At 70.5% G+C, this 17516-nt stretch carries 17 protein-coding genes and 3 tRNA genes; 4 read left to right on the top strand and 16 right to left on the bottom strand.

The window, feature by feature from the left end:
- Positions 1-92 precede the first annotated feature (92 nt).
- Positions 93-377: a hypothetical protein gene (locus J5V96_RS10315; protein ID WP_208503496.1), complete on the top strand. Its 285-nt coding sequence runs from the start codon at positions 93-95 to the stop codon at positions 375-377.
- A gap of 50 nt (positions 378-427) precedes the next feature.
- Here J5V96_RS10315 and J5V96_RS10310 read toward each other — a convergent pair.
- A tRNA-Glu gene (locus J5V96_RS10310) sits at positions 428-503 on the bottom strand.
- Between the two features lie 68 nt (positions 504-571).
- Positions 572-644: transfer RNA gene (locus tag J5V96_RS10305), tRNA-Glu, on the bottom strand.
- A gap of 137 nt (positions 645-781) precedes the next feature.
- Here J5V96_RS10305 and J5V96_RS10300 point away from each other — a divergent pair.
- Complete coding sequence (locus J5V96_RS10300; RefSeq protein WP_208503494.1) at positions 782-1432, top strand: MBL fold metallo-hydrolase; 651 nt, start codon at positions 782-784, stop codon at positions 1430-1432.
- 4 nt (positions 1433-1436) lie between these two features.
- Here the strand turns inward: J5V96_RS10300 and J5V96_RS10295 are convergent, their stop codons facing one another.
- The 8 genes from J5V96_RS10295 to J5V96_RS10260 form a co-directional block, all read right to left on the bottom strand.
- Positions 1437-2267, bottom strand: coding sequence for a hypothetical protein (locus J5V96_RS10295; RefSeq protein ID WP_208503492.1), 831 nt, complete (start codon positions 2265-2267; stop codon positions 1437-1439).
- A gap of 110 nt (positions 2268-2377) precedes the next feature.
- Complete coding sequence (locus tag J5V96_RS10290; protein WP_208503490.1) at positions 2378-2773, bottom strand: pyridoxamine 5'-phosphate oxidase family protein; 396 nt, start codon at positions 2771-2773, stop codon at positions 2378-2380.
- A 58-nt stretch (positions 2774-2831) separates the two neighbouring features.
- Positions 2832-3776, bottom strand: coding sequence for a hypothetical protein (locus J5V96_RS10285; protein ID WP_208503487.1), 945 nt, complete (start codon positions 3774-3776; stop codon positions 2832-2834).
- Positions 3777-3853: 77 nt separating this feature from the next.
- A complete protein-coding gene (locus tag J5V96_RS10280) occupies positions 3854-4156 on the bottom strand; it encodes a hypothetical protein (RefSeq protein WP_208503485.1) in 303 nt (100 codons plus the stop codon).
- Between the two features lie 135 nt (positions 4157-4291).
- Positions 4292-5266, bottom strand: coding sequence for an LLM class flavin-dependent oxidoreductase (locus J5V96_RS10275; RefSeq protein WP_208503483.1), 975 nt, complete (start codon positions 5264-5266; stop codon positions 4292-4294).
- 103 nt (positions 5267-5369) lie between these two features.
- Positions 5370-5441, bottom strand: a tRNA-Gln gene (locus tag J5V96_RS10270).
- Between the two features lie 90 nt (positions 5442-5531).
- Positions 5532-7046, bottom strand: coding sequence for a glutamate--tRNA ligase (gene gltX / locus J5V96_RS10265; protein WP_208503481.1), 1515 nt, complete (start codon positions 7044-7046; stop codon positions 5532-5534).
- Positions 7047-7087: 41 nt separating this feature from the next.
- Positions 7088-8059 carry a LysR family transcriptional regulator gene (locus tag J5V96_RS10260; RefSeq protein WP_236014741.1) on the bottom strand — a complete coding sequence of 324 codons (972 nt, stop codon included), beginning with the start codon at positions 8057-8059 and terminating at the stop codon, positions 7088-7090.
- An 81-nt stretch (positions 8060-8140) separates the two neighbouring features.
- On the opposite strand from J5V96_RS10260, the gene J5V96_RS10255 reads away from it, so the two are divergent.
- A complete protein-coding gene (locus tag J5V96_RS10255) occupies positions 8141-9202 on the top strand; it encodes an aminotransferase class V-fold PLP-dependent enzyme (protein WP_208503478.1) in 1062 nt (353 codons plus the stop codon).
- Between the two features lie 10 nt (positions 9203-9212).
- On the opposite strand, the gene J5V96_RS10250 is transcribed toward J5V96_RS10255, so the two are convergent.
- From J5V96_RS10250 to J5V96_RS10230, 5 genes are all read right to left on the bottom strand, one after another.
- The gene (locus J5V96_RS10250) at positions 9213-10472 is read right to left on the bottom strand and encodes an MFS transporter (RefSeq protein ID WP_208503476.1); all 1260 of its coding nucleotides are present in this window, start codon (positions 10470-10472) and stop codon (positions 9213-9215) included.
- Between the two features lies 1 nt (position 10473).
- Positions 10474-11247: a fumarylacetoacetate hydrolase family protein gene (locus J5V96_RS10245; RefSeq protein ID WP_208503474.1), complete on the bottom strand. Its 774-nt coding sequence runs from the start codon at positions 11245-11247 to the stop codon at positions 10474-10476.
- Positions 11248-11373: 126 nt separating this feature from the next.
- Positions 11374-12474 carry a branched-chain amino acid aminotransferase gene (locus tag J5V96_RS10240; protein ID WP_208503472.1) on the bottom strand — a complete coding sequence of 367 codons (1101 nt, stop codon included), beginning with the start codon at positions 12472-12474 and terminating at the stop codon, positions 11374-11376.
- A gap of 48 nt (positions 12475-12522) precedes the next feature.
- Positions 12523-13575, bottom strand: coding sequence for a 3-isopropylmalate dehydrogenase (locus J5V96_RS10235; protein ID WP_208503470.1), 1053 nt, complete (start codon positions 13573-13575; stop codon positions 12523-12525).
- 54 nt (positions 13576-13629) lie between these two features.
- The gene (locus J5V96_RS10230; protein ID WP_208503468.1) at positions 13630-15150 is read right to left on the bottom strand and encodes an MFS transporter; all 1521 of its coding nucleotides are present in this window, start codon (positions 15148-15150) and stop codon (positions 13630-13632) included.
- An 85-nt stretch (positions 15151-15235) separates the two neighbouring features.
- On the opposite strand from J5V96_RS10230, the gene J5V96_RS10225 reads away from it, so the two are divergent.
- Complete coding sequence (locus tag J5V96_RS10225) at positions 15236-15778, top strand: TetR/AcrR family transcriptional regulator (protein ID WP_208503466.1); 543 nt, start codon at positions 15236-15238, stop codon at positions 15776-15778.
- An 88-nt stretch (positions 15779-15866) separates the two neighbouring features.
- Here the strand turns inward: J5V96_RS10225 and serA are convergent, their stop codons facing one another.
- Positions 15867-17456, bottom strand: coding sequence for a phosphoglycerate dehydrogenase (serA, locus tag J5V96_RS10220; protein WP_208503464.1), 1590 nt, complete (start codon positions 17454-17456; stop codon positions 15867-15869).
- Positions 17457-17516: the final 60 nt, after the last annotated feature.

Genomic DNA, 17516 nt, shown 5'->3' with positions numbered 1-17516 from the left:
CCGACGAGAAAAGCACACAAAGTGCCCAACGAGCTGCACGGCGTCGCCGTGCCAATCGCACAGCCCGCCTGAATGGGCTCGTACTGGTTCGGATGGACTGCGCAGGAAAGGCTGCGGGCGCTGTACCGCTCGGCGGCGCGGGCGCCGTCTTCACCTGGGTCGCGCAGCGCGCTCCGCAAGCGCGTGTCGGCACGATCACCGGCATGGTCGGCGCGGCGGGCGGTCTCGGAGGCTTCTTCCCGCCGCTTCTGATGGGCGCCACCTACAGCCCGGAGCTCGGGGGCTACACCGTCGGCCTCGGCCTGCTGTGCGCCACCGCGCTGGCGGCCACGCTGTTCACCTACATCATCGCCCACGCCCCGAAGGACGCCGCGTGATCCGAGGCGACGCGAAGAAGCCCGGTCCGAGCGGACCGGGCTTCTTGCTGTGGTGACCCCAGCGGGATTCGAACCCGCGTTACCGGCGTGAGAGGCCAGCGTACTAGGCCGCTATACGATGGGGCCGTCCTAGTTGATGGTCCTCGCGGACCGGATCTCGCCTGCCGCGCGCGACAGCGAGAAGTATGAGATTGTGACCCCAGCGGGATTCGAACCCGCGTTACCGGCGTGAGAGGCCAGCGTACTAGGCCGCTATACGATGGGGCCGTCCTAGTTTCGGACCCTTTCGGGCCCCGTTCCCGTTTCCGGCAACTAGAAGAGTATGACATGCCCTCGTGCAGTGGACAAATCGGGGCCGCCCTGCGACGATCCCGTGCGTGTCGCGCGCGTGGTTGACTCGGAGCATGCGCATCACGAAGTTCGAGCACGCCACCCTCCGCGTCGAAGCCGAGGGCCGCGCGCTGCTTATCGACCCCGGATCCTTCACCTCGCACGTGGACGAGCTCCACGTGCTCGATGCGATCGTGATCACCCACGAGCACGCCGACCACTGGACTCCCGAGCAGCTCGCGCGCATCTTCCAGCACGCTCCGAACGTGCCGATCTACACGACGGCCGCGGTGGCCGCCGCGATCTCGGAGAAGGTCGACGGGCACGAGGCCGCCGTCGTCCTGCCGGGCGACGAGATCTCCGTCGGCGCGTTCACCCTGCGCTTCTTCGGAGGCACCCACGCGCAGATCCATTCGAGCATTCCTCAGTGCGACAACGTCGGTGTGCTCGTCAACAACGAGCTGTACTACCCCGGCGACTCTTTCGAGGCCCCGGAGGGCATCGAGGTCGCGGTGCTCGCCGCGCCGGTCGGAGGCCCGTGGCTCAAGCTCGGCGAGGCCATGGACTTCGTGATGGCCGTCGCACCGCGGCACGCCTTCGGCACCCACGACATGACCCTCTCGGTGGCCGGTCGCGGCATGAGCCTCTCGCGTCTGCTGTGGGCCACCGAGCAGGGCGGTGGCGAGTTCCACCCGCTCGAGCCGGGCGAGAGCCTGGATATCTGAGGGCTCAGGCCTCGGGCTCGGACAGCTCGCCCGTCTCGACATCGAGCCGGACCACCCCATCGGGCGTCGTCGGCTCCGGCGGATCGATCCGCCAGACTCTCACGACATCCCCGTCGAGGACGAAGCGGAGCTGCGTGCCCACCGCCGCTCCACCGATCGACTGCGATCCGAAGAGCATCGGACGGCCTTCTCCCTCGTCGTCCCAGACCTCGATGTCGAACACCGGATCCAGGCCGCTCGCCGTGCAGGTCGACCAGATGCCCGGTTCGACGCGCTCATTCAGAGCGGCGAACCCGAGGCAGTGTCGTTCTCGGCCGTCGATCGTCTCGGTCCAGGACCGCACGTCCAGATCGAAGTAGGCACTGTAGGCCACGGAGTCGGCCGGGAACGGGCGCTCGGGGCGGTCATCCGCCCCGACGGCCGAGAGCACCGCATCCGGCTGCCGATCGGCGTGCAGAGTCGTCGGTCCCGTGACCACCTGCATGACCGCGGCGCCGATCACCAGGCCGAGCGTCAGGCCCCCCGCGCCCCAGAGCCACCTGCGCGCCGGCCGCGCCGACGGCATCGGCGTGGGCGCGGGAGGTACGGACGCGGGGGAAGGCGTCGACCCGTCGGGCGTCGTCGAGGGGTCCAGGGGCAGCGTCCCGGCCCCGCGGACCGGCTCGGCGGTGGCACCCGGATCGCTCCGCGGCGGGGCCTCGGGAGCGGCCTGATCGACGGACAGGCGGTGGCGCTCCTCGAGATACGCCAGTCGCGCGGCGCCGTCCGCGTCGATGCCGCCCGCCGGACCGTACGCCCGGCGCTGCAGCTCCGCTCGTTCGACCGCTTCGTCCACCCGCTCATTCAAGCACCGCTGCCCGGTGTCGGTGGCGGGCCGTCGTCTCGCGCGGTGGCGAGCACGACGGCATCCGTGCAGCGGCGGGGGTGGTGCCGTACAGCGGCGAGTCAGCCGGCGTAGTCGTGCGCCCACCACGAGGTGGGGCGCACCACGAAGGCGACGAGTCCCGTGCGCACCCCGTAGGGCTCCCCCGTGTACTTGACCGCGATGCGGTCGACCAGCACGAGGGCGGCCTCGCCTTCGAGCCGTGCGGTCACCTCGCCCCGCACCGTCGCCATGTCGAGCGGGTTGGCGGGATCGGTGACCGAGAGCGCGACGCGGGGCTCGTGCCCGATGTTCTTGTCCTTGGCGGCTCCCGCCTCCGTGAAGAAGGCGAGGTCGGTCTCGTCCACGACGTCGACCCACAACGGCACCGAGCGTGGACCGCCGTCTCTTCCGACGGTGGCGAGGTGGGCGACCGCGGTTCCGGCGAACTTGGGGGCGACGTCGTTCCAGTCGATCATGCCGCCCACCGTACTCACTCCATGCCGAGCGCGGCAGGGGTCGCCGCCCCCGGAGCCGTCATCCTCGCAGGATGGCCGCGCGCTGCGTCCGCGCCCGGGCGAGGGCGTATTCGAGCTCGTTCGACTGCACGGCGAGGCGTGCTTCGATGCCCGCGACCAGGTCCCGCGCGCGGTGCACCCTGGCCTGTGCGCCCTTGATCTGTCCGCGCACCGCCCAGGACGAGAAGATGTCGTCGAACCACAGGTCGAACGCGTCGAGATCCGCCGAGATCTGCAGGTCGATCGAGGCCCGCTGACCGATGTGGCCCAGCTCGACCGAGAGGTATCGGAGGGCGCGATCGGCCTCGTGCAGATGCCGCGACGCGGTGTCCATCGCCTCGCGCTTGGCGAGGTCGACGAGCAGACCGGAGTCGAGGAACGTGTCGTAGGTGGCCCAACCTCCCGCCTCGGAGAGGTGCTTCGCCGCGTGCGCAAGCGGCGGGAGCGCGGCCGTCGCCGCGCGGAGGGCCTCGCCGACTTCTTTCTGCTCGGCCTCGATCACGGCCACACGGCGCAGCACCTCGGCCAGCGTCTGCGCGTCGGGGCCGTCGTGGCGCAGCACCCATTCCTGCACGTCGCGCTCGGCCTGCGCATGGACGGATGCGACGTCGCCGAGAGCGGCGCGATCCTGCTCGGTGCCTCGTACCGCGGAGATCGCCGCCTCGAGGCGGTCAGCGGCGAGACCGAGCCGGAATCGCGCGGCCTGCTCCTGTGCCCGTTCCCGCGCCAACCGCTCATCGGTGTCGCGGCGAAGCGCCGCCCACGCCCGCGCGAAGGAGACGCGCTCGAGCTGGGCGACATCCTCTGCCTCCTCGCCGAGCACGCGCTGCGCCTCAGCCACGGCCGCGCCGGCCGCCGCCAGTTCCTCGCGCTGCGTACTGAGCAGGCGTTCGAGCCTGTCGGCTTCCGCGAGCTGTCGCTCGGCCTCGGCGAGTCGGGCACGCGGATCATCGCTCAGGGGCATGCGCCCATCCTGGCCGAACAGAGCAGCGAACGCGGACCCGCGCCCCGAGCGGAACGGAACCTGCTGGCTGTCGGATCTCAGCCCCGGGCAGCGAGGTACCTTCCGAGGCCCACGCGCCCGGCGGCGCCGAGCAGCAGCGGGGCGGCGATGAGGAGAAGGTATTGCAGAAGCAGCGGAGCGATCACAGGCTCGCCCACCAGCATGAGGGATGCGCCGACGATGACCACAAGAAGGCGGGCCGGAGTGCCCGCATCGATACGAGTTGGCTTCTGCTCAGGTGAGTCCTTCGGCACCTCGCTGAGCCCCACGAACCACGCACCGAGAAGCACGGAGCACAGGGGCAGAGCGCCGGCTGCGATGGCCGTGATGAAGGGAACCATGTCCGGCAACCTACCTCGTTGTGGCCAGGGCGTAGCAGTCCGTGAGCTGTCGCTCGGCTTCGCCGAGCTGCTGCTCCGCCTCCGCCCGTCGGGCACGCGGCTCATCCCGCAGAGGCCTGCAGCCGCCCTGGCCGATCAGCGCAGCACCCGCGCGAGGTCATCGAGCGCACCGAGGCGATCGGCGCCGACCGGCGCGAGCACCACGGTCGTCGCGCCGGCCTCGTGACGCGAGGCGATCCTCGTGCGCACCTGACCCGGCGTGCCTGCCAGGGCGAGCTCCGCCACCCAGGCGTCGGGCAGCCTGGTGCCGAACTCCGCGGGTGAGGTGCACTCGGCTCGCAGAGCGGCGAGCTCATCCGCGAAGTCGAGAGGGGCGATGTGCACGCGCCAGTCAGGCTCGCCGATCCAGGCGAGGCCCGGACGCACCCTGTCGAACGCGACGGAGGGATCGTCGGCGACCGCCGCGACGTCGTACGTGATGACGAGAGGATCCGTCTGTGCGGTTCGCTCGGCGGTGACGCGGCGGAGCGAGTCGACGATGTAGCCCGGCGCCGACGGCTCGGCGAGCACCACACCGTCGGACACGGCGCCGGCGGCTGCCAGCGATCGCGGACCCCGCACCCCCAGCACCACCGGAGGAAGCTCGGTCGGGCGCTCCTCGAGTCGCACACCCGACACGTCGACGTAGCGGCCGCCCGCGGGAGGATCATCCCCGCGCAGCAGAGCACGAAGCGCCACCGTGTACTCCTTCAGCAGCGTGAGGGGGCTCTTCGGCCAGGCGCCGGCCTGCGCCATCCAGTCCGGCATCCCGTGACCGATGCCGACGGTGAGACGCCCCGGGAACAGCCGCGCGAGCGTTGTGATCTCCATGGCCGCGAACACGACGTTGCGCGCGCCGGCCGGCAGGATCCCGATGCCCACGGTGATCTCGGACGTCGCGGCAAGCACAACCGCCGCCTGCGCGATACCGCCCCGGAAGCCGAGGTCCTCCACGACCCAGACCTCGTCGAAGCCGAGGCGCTCGGATCGGCGGGCGAACTCGGTCAGCTCGTCGAGAGGCAGGTCACGCGGCAGCATCACGCCGACACGGCGCGGTGAGGGACTCGTCATGCCGCCAGAGTAGGGCCGGGAGCGCTTCCTCGGCCCCGTCACGAACGAACTGCGAAGACATCCGGATACGAGAAAACCCCCGCCGGAGCGGGGGTTTTTCTTGCTGGGGTACCTGGACTCGAACCAAGAACAACGGAACCAGAAACCGCCGTGTTGCCAATTACACCATACCCCAATGGCTTCCCGGGTTACCCCGTGCCGAAGATCAAGCTTACGTCAACCCTCGACAGAGGCCAAACCGGGAGCCGAGCGCGGGCGTGTCGCGTCAGGCCGCGAGGTGCCGCACAAGCGCCGCCAAACGCGCCACTGAGGCCTGCTTGCCCAGCAGCTCCATCGACTCGAACAGCGGCGGCGAGACGCGGCGACCAGAGATCGCGACGCGCGGCGGGCCGTAGGCGACGCGCGGCTTGAGGCCGAGGCCGTCGATCAGCGCCGACGAGAGGGCATCCTGGATCGCCTGAGCGGTGAACTCGGTCTCGGGCACGAGCTCGAGGGCCGCGACGCACGCGTTCAGCACCTCCGCGGCGTTGTCCGGGAGACCCGCAAGCGCGTCGTCGTCGTACGAGACCTCATCCGCGAACAGGAAGCCCAGCAGCCCCGGGGCATCGCCCAGCAGCGGCAGGCGCTCCTGGATCAGCGGGGCCGCGGCGGTGATCAGCGCGCGCTGCTCGTCGGTCGGGTTCTTACCCACCACACCCGCCTTGACCAGGTAGGGCACGATGCGCTCGGCGAAATCGGCGGGCTCGAGCATGCGGATGTGGTCGCCGTTGATCGACTCGGCCTTCTTCTGGTCGAAGCGCGCCGGGTTCGGGTTCACGTCGGCGATGTCGAAGGCTGCGATGAACTCCTCGAGCGAGAAGACGTCGCGGTCATGGCCGATCGACCAGCCGAGCAGCGCGAGGTAGTTGAGCAGACCCTCGTGGATGAATCCGCGCTCGCGATGCAGGAAGAGATCCGCGCGCGGGTCGCGCTTCGAGAGCTTCTTGGTTCCGTCTCCGAGCACCAGCGGCATGTGGCCGAAGCGCGGGATGAACGTGGTGACGCCGGCGTCGACGAGGGCGGCGTACAGCACGAGCTGGCGAGCGGTCGAGGGCATAAGATCCTCGCCGCGCAGCACGTGGGTGATGCCCATCAGCGCGTCGTCGACCGGGTTCACGAACGTGTAGAGCGGCGCACCGTTCGGGCGCACGATCACGAAGTCGGGGAACGATCCGGCAGGGAACGTCACCTCGCCGCGGATGAGGTCGACGTAGGTGATGTCCTCGTCCGGCACGCGCAGGCGCAGCGCGGGCTGACGCCCCTCGGCGCGGAACGCGGCCTTCTGCTCCTCGGTGAGGTCACGGTCGTAGTTGTCGTAGCCCATCTGCTTGGCGCGTCCGTTGGCCTCGTTGCGAGCGTCGATCTCCTCGGCCGTCGAGAAGCTCTCGTAGACCGCGCCGGCGGCCTTGAGCTTCTCGAGCACCTCGAGATACAGGTCGCTGCGCTGCGACTGACGGTAGGGCGCGTGCGGGCCGCCCACCTCGACGCCCTCGTCCCAGTCGATGTGCAGCCAGCGGAGCGCGTCGAGCAGCTGCTGGTAGCTCTCCTCGCTGTCGCGCGCGGCGTCGGTGTCCTCGATGCGGAACACGAGCTTGCCGCCGTGGTGGCGCGCGTAGCCCCAGTTGAACAGGGCGGTGCGGATCAGGCCGACATGCGGCAGACCGGTGGGAGACGGGCAGAAGCGGACGCGGACGTCGGAGCCGGTGGCCGTCGTGGTGCGGGGATCGGGTGCAGAAGACATCGCGTCCAGCTTAGTTGCGGATCCTGCCGACTCCGTGGGCCTCAGCGGGCGGCCACGGGATCGATGACCTGCCGGATCAGACGTTCGAGCGTTGTGGTGACCGCCCGCACGGAGGGGAGGCGATCGGCACCCCGGGCCGTCACGAGGTGCAGCGTGCGACGCTCGCCCGCGGGGAGCGGCCGGATCACGACCCCCTCGCGTCGCGCGGTGGCATCGAGCGCGATCCGCGGCAGCGTGGCGACGCCGATGCCCTGGGCGACGAGCCCCTCCACCGCGACGAAGTTGTCGGTCTCGAATGCGATGCGCGGCACAAAGCCCGCCCGCCCGCAGAGTTCGAGCAGGTGCCCCCGGCAACGCGGGCATCCGCCGATCCAGCTCTCCTCCGACAGGTCGGCGATGTCGACCCGTTCGCGTGCAGCGGACGGGTGGTCGGCGGGCAGCACCAGCAGCAGCTCCTCCTGCCCGATCGCGCGCATCGACAGTCCGCGCGCGCTGCGCCCATGCGGGTCGTCGCGGTCACCGGGGAAGCTGAAGGTCAGCGCGACATCCGCGCGACCCTCGCGGACGGCGTCCACCGCCTCCGGCGGCTCGGCCTCGACATAGAGCACCTGGAGACCGGGTTCACTGCGCCCGAGGTCCGCGAGCAGGCGCGGCAGCAGCGAGGCGGATGCGGACGGGAACCCGGCCAGGCGCACCTGCCCACGGCCACCACCCCGCAGCTGCGCCAGATCCTCCTGCGCGGCCTCGAGCGCGGTCGCCACGGCAGGGGCGTGGCGTGCGAGCACCCGCCCCGCCTCGGTCAGGCGCGCTCGGCGTCCGACCCGCTCGATCAGCGGCAGCCCGGTGCGGCTCTCCAGGCGCTTGATGTGCTGGCTCACGGCGGGCTGGCTGTAGCCGAGCGCGAGCGCGGCACCCGTGATCGACCCCGAGTCGGCGATCGCCCGCATCAGCCGCAGGTCCTGCGCGCCGAGCATCGGGTCCGGCATGTGCGCGGGTTCTTCGAGGCGGGACATGCAGCGAGCATAACAAGACTGCATGTGTTGCATCCCTCACCTGTCGTAGACGAATGACAGACCGTCGGCGAGGCTCGAACCATGACCACGATCGCCGCTTCCCCGCTCCCCCTGCGCGACGCTTTCGCGGCCGGCGCCGACTACCTCGCCACCTGCACCGTGGGCGTCCTCCCCCTGGCGACGCGCGATGCGCTCATCGCCGATGCCATGGCGTCGGCCGACGGCCACGCCGATCCTGTCGCGTACAGTGCGGCGACCGAACGCGCCAGGGCGCACTTCGCCGCCCTCGTGGGCACCCTGCCCGAGCGGGTGGCCATCGGCTCGCAGACGTCGGCATTCACCTCCCTCATCGCCGCCGCGCTGCCGGCGGGTGCCGAGGTGGTCGTACCGGAGGGAGACTTCTCCTCGCTGCTGCTGCCCTTCGCGCACGCACCCCAGGGTCTGCGCGTCCGCGCGGTCCCGCTCCGGGCGCTCGCAGATGCGATCGGGCCGGAGACGTCGCTCGTCGCCTTCTCACTCGTCCAGTCGGCGACGGGCGAGGTCGCCGACCTGCGCGCGATCACCGAGGCAGCGCACCGCCACGGCGCACGCACGCTGTGCGACGGAGCGCAGGCCGTCGGCTGGATGCCCGTCGATGCGACGCAGGTGGATGCGCTGGTGTGCCACGCGTACAAGTGGCTGTGCGCACCGCGCGGTGTCGCCTTCCTCGCGCTCTCGGAGTCGTTCGCCCGCGAGATCCCGCCCCTCCAGGCCGGCTGGTATGCCGGGGCGGATCCGTGGTCCTCCTGCTACGGACACGAGGTGCACCTCGCCGACGACGCCACGCGCTTCGACGTCTCCCCCGCCTGGCCGGCGTTCTTCGGCGCCGAGCAGTCGCTCGCGCTGTTCGCCTCGGCCGACGCCCGGGCGAGCCATGCGCACACCACGGCGCTGGCGGCGGCCTTCCGCGAGGCGATCGGCGTCGGCGAACCGGCGATCCCCAGCGCGATCGTCTCGTGGCCGGATCCGGATGGCCGTGAGCTCGCCCGCCTCACGAACGCGGGCATCATCGCGTCGGGACGCGCGGGACGCGCGCGCGTCGGCTTCCACGTGTACAACGACGAGCGCGACGTGGAGCGAGCGGTGCGAGCGCTGCGCGCCTGAACCGCTCGGCTCAGCGCCGGCCGAGCGGCGACAGCGCGGCCGTGACCGCGACGACGCTCAGGGCGATCAGCGCGAGCGTGCCGTAGCCGAACGTCTCGAGGACGATGCCCGCGAGCACGGCGCCGACGGCGGCCGATGCGGTCATCGTGGTGTCGCTGAGACCCTGCCGACGAGGGCGGCGCGCGAGGGGCGTCGCCTCGGTGAGCAGGGCCGATCCGGCGACGGTGCCCGCGCTCCATCCGAGGCCCAGCAGGAAGAGCCCCACGATCACCGCGGCGTGCTCATCCGGCCAGAGCGTGAGCGTCAGGAGGGACATCACCAGGATGCCCAGCCCGATGAGCACCGTGTTGACACGGCCGAGGCGGTCCGCGAGCCAGCCGAACAGCGGCGAGGCTCCGTACATGCCGAACACGTGCAGCGCGATCGTGACGCCGACCAGCTGAGTCACCGCGGTCGTGTCACCGTGGCCGGCATGTCCGGTGCCGACCCCCGCGAGGTGCGACAGATGGATCGGCGTCATCGCCATCACCGACGCCATCACCACGTGCGACGCGGCCACCGCAAGCATCGCGTAGCGGGCGGCCACGGGGCGATCGGACTCGACGACCGGCCCGGACGACCCCGACGACAGGGCGACGCGCTGTGCGAGCATCAGCGGATCGGGGCGCAGCGTCACGAGGTACAGCACGAGAGCTGCGATCTGGGCGACGATCGAGAAGAGGTAGGCACCCGTGAGCGGCGGCATGCCGATCGCGGCCCCGACCACCTCGCCGGGCGTCGTCATCAGCGGGCCGAGCACACCGCCGACCGTGGTGGCCCAGACCACCGTGCCGAGGTCGCGTCCGCGCCGCTGAGGGGTGGCGAGATCGGTGGCGGCGAAGCGCGACTGCAGGTTGCCGGCGTTTCCCGCGCCGATCAGGATCACCCCCGCCAGCAGCAGCGGGAAGGAGCGGATCGCCGCGGCCAGGATCACGATGGCGATCCCGACGAGCGCGAAGACGTTGCCGAGCGTCAGCGCGAAGCGCCGACCACGGCGACCGGCCAGACGCGCGAGCGGGATCGCGCACAGCGCGGCTCCGAGCGTGACGGATGCGGTCGCGAAGCCCGACAGCGATTCCCGGCCCGACAGGTCGGCCGCGAGCAGCGCGCCCAGCGACACGGTCGCGCCGAAGGCCACACCTCCCAGCACCTGCCCCGCCGCGAGCACGCGCACGGTGCGGCCCTGGAGGCGCGCGATCTCCGCGGCATCGGGGACGGCTGCGGTCGTCACGTCAGGCGATCAGCGCGTCGCGCGCCGTGTTGCGCAGGATGCCGAGGCCCGGGATCTCGACCTCGATCACATCGCCCGCCTGGAACGCTCCGACGCCGGCGGGGGTGCCCGTCAGGATCACGTCGCCCGGCAGCAGCGTGAACGCCGCGGTGATGTACTCGATGAGGAACGGGATGTCGAAGATCATGTCGGCGAACGGCGCCTGCTGCTTCACCTCGCCGTTCAGGCGCGTGATGACCTCGCCCTGCGAGTAGTCGAAGTCGGTCTCGATCGCCGGGCCCAGCGGGCAGAAGGTGTCGAAGCCCTTGGCTCGCGCCCACTGTCCGTCGGGCTTCTGCAGGTCGCGCGCCGTGACGTCGTTCGCGATCGTGTAGCCGAACACGTAGTCGTGGGCGTCGGCGGCCGAGACGTTCTTGGCGATCTTGCCGATGACCACGGCGAGCTCGCCTTCCCACTGGGTGTCCTGGCTCTGCGGCGGGCGCACGATGGTGTCGCCCGGCCCGATCACCGACGTGTTGGGCTTGAAGAACAGCAGCGGCTGCTTGGGCACCTCGTTGCCGAGCTCGGCGGCGTGATCGTGGTAGTTGCGTCCGACGCACACGACCTTCGAGCGCGGGATGACCGGGGCCAGCAGAGCGACGTCGGCGAGCGACACGCGCTCCCCCGTGGTGTCGAACCCGGCGAACAGCGGGTCGCCCGCGAGCACAACGAGCTCGGTCCCGTCGAGGATGCCGAAGCGGATGGTGTCCTGGTGGCTGAAGCGCGCGATCTTCACCCGATCAGCCTAGTCAGCCGGTGCGCCCGACGTCGTCGAGCTCGCGCGCCGACCGATCCGCGTCCCCCGTGGGCCCGAACGACGAACGCCCCGCTCCGGAGAGCGGGGCGTTCGGGTCGTGCGGGATCAGGCGTCCAGACGCATCAGCCAGCCGTGGGTGTCCTCGCGGCGGCCGTACTGGATGTCGGTCAGCTCCTCGCGGAGCGAGAGGGCGAGCTCGCCGATGGGCTGCGCGTCCTCGAACTCGTCGCTCTTGAGCAGGCCGATGGGCGAGATGACCGCCGCGGTGCCGCACGCGAAGACCTCGGTGATGTCACCGGAGGCGACGCCCTCACGCCACTCGGTCAGCGACACGGGGCGCTGCTCGACCGTGAGGCCGCGGTCTCGCGCCAGCTCGAGGATCGAGTTGCGCGTGATGCCGTCGAGGATGCTGTCCGAGGCCGGCGTCACGAGGGTGCCGTCCTTCTTCACGAACAGGATGTTCATGCCGCCGAGCTCCTCGATGTAGCCGTCGGCGTCGAGGAAGACGACCTGGTCGCAGCCACGCTCGTAGGCCTCGGCCTGCGGCAGCAGGCTGGCGGCGTAGTTGCCGCCGGTCTTGGCCGCTCCCGTGCCGCCCTTGCCTGCGCGCTGGTAGGTCTGCTCGAGCCAGATGTTGATCGGCTTGATGCCGCGCGGCCAGTACGAGCCGGCCGGGCTGCCGATCACGTAGTACGCGACCTTCTTCGCCGCGCGCACCCCGAGGAACGCCTCCTTCGCGAACATAAACGGTCGCAGGTAGAGGCTCTGGTCCTCGCCAGACGGCACCCACGCGCCATCGACGGCGACCAGCTCGCGCAGCGACTGCACGAAGTAGTCGACCGGCAACTCGGGAAGCGCGAGACGACGGGCCGAGCGCTGCAGGCGCTTGCCGTTCTCCTCCGGACGGAACGTGTAGATGCCGCCGTCAGCGTGGCGATACGCCTTGATGCCCTCGAAGATCTCCTGCCCGTAGTGCAGCACCGCGGCCGCGGGGTCGAGGCTGATCGGGCCGTACGGCGACACACGCGGGCGGTGCCACCCGCCGCGCTCCGACCAGCAGATGTCGACCATGTGGTCGGTGAAGTGGGTGCCGAATCCGGGGTCCGCGAGGATCGCGTCCCGCTCGGCCGGCGACTTCGCCGCGAGATTCTTGGTGACGGTGAACTCGAGAGCGGCGGCCTGGGCGGTCTCAGTGGTGTCAGTCATGTGTGACGGTCCTGTCTTGTTCGGGCGTCGCGGGCGCGTGCGCCCAGATTACGCCTGGAGGCGAGCGGCGATCGCGTCGCCGATCTCCACCGTGGTGCGAGGCGCGGAGCCTCGCTCGCTGATGTCGCTCTCGATCGCGCGCGTGACGCGATCCGCCTCTTCGCGCAGCCCGAGGTGATCGAGCAGCAGGGCGATGGAGCCGATGGCCGCCGTGGGGTCGGCCTTTCCGGAACCGGCGATGTCGGGTGCGGATCCGTGCACGGGCTCGAACATCGACGGAGATGCGCCAGAGGGATTGATGTTGCCCGAGGCGGCGAGACCGATGCCACCGGTGACGGCGCCGGCCAGGTCCGTGAGGATGTCGCCGAAGAGGTTGTCGGTGACGATCACGTCGAAGCGGCTGGGGTTCGTGACCAGGAAGATCGTGGCCGCGTCGACGTGCAGGTAGTCTACGGCGACTTCCGGATGCTCGGCCGCCACCTCGTTCACCAGTCGCTGCCACAGCGATCCGGCGTTCACGAGCACGTTCGTCTTGTGCACGAGGGTGAGCTTCTTCGAACGCCGCTCTGCCAGCTCGAACGCGTAGCGCACGACGCGCTCGACGCCGTAGGCCGTGTTGACGCTGGTCTCGTTCGCGACCTCCGCGGGCGTACCCCGGCGGATGGAGCCGCCGTTGCCCACGTACGGCCCCTCGGTGCCCTCGCGCACGACGACGAAGTCGATGTCGCCGGGCTCGGCGAGCGGGCCGGGCTGGCCCGGGTACAGCTTCGACGGGCGCAGGTTGACGTAGTGGTCGAGCTCGAAGCGCAGCTTGAGCAGCAGCCCGCGCTCGATGTTCGCGTCCTTCAGACGCGGGTCACCGGGGGTGCCGCCGACCGCGCCGAGCAGGATCGCGTCGTGCGCCTTGATCGCGTCGAGGTCGTCGTCGGTGAGCGTGTCGCCGGTCTCAAGGAAGCGACCGGCGCCGAGCGAGAAGGGGGTCTTCTCGAACGAGACGTCCGATCCGGCGGTGACGGCATCGAGTACCTTGACGGCCTCGGCGATGACCTCGGGGCCGATTCCGTCACCCGGGATGACGGCCAGCTTCACGACACGCGACATTGCTCTCCTTCTTCAGGGCCGCGGCCGAGGCGCTCGGATCTTCGCGGCGCGAGCTCAGCGGCGTCTTCCCAGCGTAGTGGCGGCGATGACCCCGCTGAGCACGACGAGCCCGGCTCCGATGAGCGAGGTGACGACCACCCCGCCGTCGAAGGCCGCCGCCGCCGCATCGCGCAGCATCCGCCCCAGTTCCCCGCCGAGCGAGTCCGCGGCGTTCATCGCTCCGGCCAGCGTCTCGTGTGCTTCGGCGGCCAGTTCGGCAGGAACCCCCGTCGGCACCGCGAGCGTGGAACGGTAGCCCGCGGTCAGGATGCCGCCCAGCAGCGACGTGCCGAGCACCGCGCCCAGCTCGTACGCGGTCTCGGAGACGGCACTCGCGGCGCCGGCCTTGGCGGCGGGGGCATGAGCCAGGATGAGCTCGCCCGACACCGTCTCGGCGGCGCCGACGCCCGCGCCGAGGAGAGCGAAGGCGAGCACGATCAGCCAGAGATCATGCGCCCCCGACAGCGCGACCACCAGGTAGCCGGCCAGCGCGAACGCGAGACATGCGGGCACCACGACGGCCGCGGAGAACCGGCGCGCGATCGGCGTCACACCGAGGCCGCCCAGGATCGACAGGATCATTCCGGGCACGAGCGCGAAGCCCGCCTCCATGGGGCTGAGCCCCACGATCAGCTGCAGGTGCTGCGAGGCGAAGTACAGGAAGCCGACGAGCGCGATGACGCTGCAGAGGTTGACCAGCAGCGATCCGGTGAAAGCCGATCGCCGGAAGAGGGACATGTCCAGCATCGGCTCGGCCATACGCAGCTGACGACGCACGAACAGCACTCCGAAGACGACGCCGACGGCGATCGGCAGGGCTCCGGCCCAGCCGTGGACCGCGACCTCCTTGATGCCGAAGGCGACCGGTGCGAGGGCGAGCATCGACAGCGCGATGCTGATCGGATCCACCGGCGCGGGTCGCGGATCGCGGCTCTCGAGCACGAAGATCGGTGCGAAGACGACCAGCACCAGCAGCACCGGCACCGCAAGAAGGAAGACGCTCTGCCACGGCAGGTGCTCGATGAGGAATCCGCCGGCGATCGGCCCGAGCGCGGCGCCCGCCGAGAACATCCCCGCCCAGATCGCCACCGCGAGGCGGCGCTGGTCGCGGTCGGGGAAGATGCTGCGCAGCAGCGACATCGTCGACGGCATCAGGCACGCACCGAACAGGCCCATCGCGGCGCGCGCCGCGATCAGCCAACCGGCCGTGGGCGCGAAGACTGCGAGCACCGAGACCGCCGTGAACCCCACGGCACCCGCCATGAGCAGACGCCGCCGGCCCACGCGATCGCCGAGCGATCCCATGGTCACAAGCAGTCCCGCCAGCACCAGCGAGTAGGCGTCGATGATCCAGAGCTGCTCGGCGCTCGTCGGCTCGAGATCGCGCGCGATGGCCGGCAGGGCGAAGTTCAGGATGGTGTTGTCGACCGAGACGAGCAGGACGGGCAGCATCAGCACGGCCAGGGCTGTCCACTCCCGCCAGCCCGCGCGCGCGATCCGATCGCTTTCCGTCACGGTCGTGCTCGCTGTCAACATCTTCTGCTCCCGAATTAGTGTACCGTCCAGCTGGTACAGTAATCGAAGTCGCTGGGCATCGCCTGCGCATGACAAAGTTGATCGCATGAGCCGTCCGCCGCACGCACGCAACAAGGTGCTCGACGCCTTCGAGCGCGTGCTCATCGCCGAGGGCGAGAGGGCCGCCACCCTCGAGACGGTTGCCCGCGAGGCGGGGGTCTCCAAGGGAGGCCTGCTCTACCACTTCGGATCGCGCGAAGCGCTCGAGGAGGGCCTGTACGCCCGCCTGCGCACCCTCGCAGCCGAGGATGTGGAGGCGGTGCGCACCGCACCGCAGGGCCCGATCTCGTACTTCATCTCGACCTCGGCCGACGTCGGACTCCCCCTCGACCGCGTGATCACGGCCGTCGGCCGGCTCGCTCACGGGGGCAACGCCCACGCGATCGCCGAGCTCGCGGCCGTGCGGTCGAGCTGGGCAGATGTCCTGCGGCCGCACGTGCGAGATGACGCGGCCCTCGATCTCGTGATGCTTGTGAGCGACGGGATCTACGTCAACTCCGCCCTCATGAACGACCTCCCGGGTCCGGTGCCTCAGGGCTCCGCGCTCGAGGCGCTCATCAAGGTCGTCGAGCGCGCCGCCGGCGCCTGACAGCCGCTCCCCCACGCCCCGGGCGCACCGTCCGGGCGCACGAGAACGCTCCCGGCCGCACGGCGACCGGGAGCGTCAGAAGCCCGTCTCAGGCCTCGGTGATCTCGAGCTGGGTGATCAGCGTCGCGTCGATCTCGCGACCGATGGAGGCGAGCACCTCGTCGTCGACGCGCTGGTCGACGGTGACGATGCTGAGGGCCAGGCCGGCCTGCTCGCGAGCGACCTGCATGCCCTCGATGTTGATGCCGGCGGCGCCGAACTTCTGGCCGTAGACCGCGACCACGCCGGGGGCGTCGCGGTAGATGAACACGACGTGGTGCTTCTCGATCGGCACCTCGATTTCGTAGCCGTTGATGCCCACGATCTTCTGCACCATGCGGGTGCCCGCCAGCGTGCCCGAGACGCTCAGCACGGTGCCGTCGGCGAGCGCGCCGCGCAGCGTCGTGATGTTGCGGTACTCCGGGCTCTCGGTCTCGGCGGTGAGGCGCGTCTCGATGCCGCGCTGCTCGGCGAACAGCGGCGCGTTGACGTAGGAGACGTTCTCGCTGACGATGCCCGACAGGATGCCCTTGAGCGCAGCGAGCTTGTAGACGCTCACGTCGTAGGCGGCGAGCTCGCCGCGCACCTCGATGTCGAGGTTCGTCACGGCGCTCTGGGCGAGACCCGTGAAGACCTGGCCGAGCTTCTCGACCAGGGCGATGCCCGGCCGCACGAACGGATCGATGATGCCGCCGGCGACGTTGACCGCGTCGGGCACGAGGTCGCCCTCTAGTGCGAGCTTGACCGACTTGGCGACCGCGATGCCCGCCTTCTCCTGGGCCTCGTCGGTCGACGCGCCGAGGTGAGGGGTGGCGATGACGTTGTGCAGGCCCGTCAGGCGCGTGTCGGCCGGCGGCTCGCTCGAGAACACGTCGAGGCCGGCGCCGGCGATCTCGCCGTCCTTGAGCGCCTGCTCGAGCGCGGCCTCGTCGATCAGACCGCCGCGCGCGACGTTGACGACGTACGACGTCGGCTTCATCTTCTTGAGCTGCTCGGTCGAGATCATGCCGGTGGTCTCCGGCGTCTTCGGCATGTGGATCGTCAGGAAGTCGGCCTGCTCGAGCACCTCGTCCAGCGAGCCCAGCTCGACGCCCAGCTGCTGGGCGCGCTGCGGCGTGACGTACGGGTCGAACGCGATGACGCGCATGCCGAAGGACTGCATACGGGCGGCGACGAGCGCGCCGATGCGACCGAGACCCACAACGGCCAGGGTCTTCTCGAACAGCTCGATGCCGGTGTACTTCGAGCGCTTCCACTCACCGCCGGCGAGCGCCGAGGCGGCCGGCGGGATGTGACGGGCGAGGCTCAGGATGTGGCCGCAGGTGAGCTCGGCGGCCGAGATGATGTTCGACGTCGGCGCGTTGACGACCATCACTCCGGCCGTCGTGGCGGCCTTGATGTCGACGTTGTCGAGGCCGACGCCCGCGCGGGCGATGACCTTCAGCGCGGGAGCCTTCGAGATCGCCTCCTCGTCCATCTTCGTGGCCGAGCGGATCAGCACGGCGTTCGCGTCGGCGAGGGCCGAGAACAGGGCGCCGCGGTCGGTGCCGTCCACGGTGCGGACATCGAAGTCCGGACCGAGCGCGTCGATCGTGGCGGGAGAGAGTTCTTCGGCGATGAGGACGACGGGCTTCGGCACGAGGTGGAGATCCTTCGAGTGCGTGCGCGGTGGGGACAGCGCGGGGTGTGGGTGGGTCCG

Origin of the sequence: Microbacterium stercoris (assembly GCF_017592545.1) — a bacterium.
GTDB classification, from domain to species: Bacteria; Actinomycetota; Actinomycetes; order Actinomycetales; family Microbacteriaceae; genus Microbacterium; species Microbacterium stercoris.
This window is presented reverse-complemented; position numbering and strand designations above follow the sequence as displayed.

Excerpts from the sequence above, each read along its gene's own strand:
- J5V96_RS10315 (WP_208503496.1), top strand. The coding sequence starts at position 93 with ATGGACTGCGCAGGAAAGGCTGCGGGCGCTGTACCGCTCGGCGGCGCG.
- J5V96_RS10300 (WP_208503494.1), top strand. The coding sequence starts at position 782 with ATGCGCATCACGAAGTTCGAGCACGCCACCCTCCGCGTCGAAGCCGAG.
- J5V96_RS10290 (WP_208503490.1), bottom strand. The coding sequence starts at position 2,773 with ATGATCGACTGGAACGACGTCGCCCCCAAGTTCGCCGGAACCGCGGTC.
- J5V96_RS10285 (WP_208503487.1), bottom strand. The coding sequence starts at position 3,776 with ATGCCCCTGAGCGATGATCCGCGTGCCCGACTCGCCGAGGCCGAGCGA.
- J5V96_RS10280 (WP_208503485.1), bottom strand. The coding sequence starts at position 4,156 with ATGGTTCCCTTCATCACGGCCATCGCAGCCGGCGCTCTGCCCCTGTGC.
- J5V96_RS10275 (WP_208503483.1), bottom strand. The coding sequence starts at position 5,266 with ATGACGAGTCCCTCACCGCGCCGTGTCGGCGTGATGCTGCCGCGTGAC.
- gltX (WP_208503481.1), bottom strand. The coding sequence starts at position 7,046 with ATGTCTTCTGCACCCGATCCCCGCACCACGACGGCCACCGGCTCCGAC.
- J5V96_RS10260 (WP_236014741.1), bottom strand. The coding sequence starts at position 8,059 with ATGTCCCGCCTCGAAGAACCCGCGCACATGCCGGACCCGATGCTCGGC.
- J5V96_RS10255 (WP_208503478.1), top strand. The coding sequence starts at position 8,141 with ATGACCACGATCGCCGCTTCCCCGCTCCCCCTGCGCGACGCTTTCGCG.
- J5V96_RS10240 (WP_208503472.1), bottom strand. The coding sequence starts at position 12,474 with ATGACTGACACCACTGAGACCGCCCAGGCCGCCGCTCTCGAGTTCACC.
- J5V96_RS10235 (WP_208503470.1), bottom strand. The coding sequence starts at position 13,575 with ATGTCGCGTGTCGTGAAGCTGGCCGTCATCCCGGGTGACGGAATCGGC.
- J5V96_RS10230 (WP_208503468.1), bottom strand. The coding sequence starts at position 15,150 with ATGTTGACAGCGAGCACGACCGTGACGGAAAGCGATCGGATCGCGCGC.
- J5V96_RS10225 (WP_208503466.1), top strand. The coding sequence starts at position 15,236 with ATGAGCCGTCCGCCGCACGCACGCAACAAGGTGCTCGACGCCTTCGAG.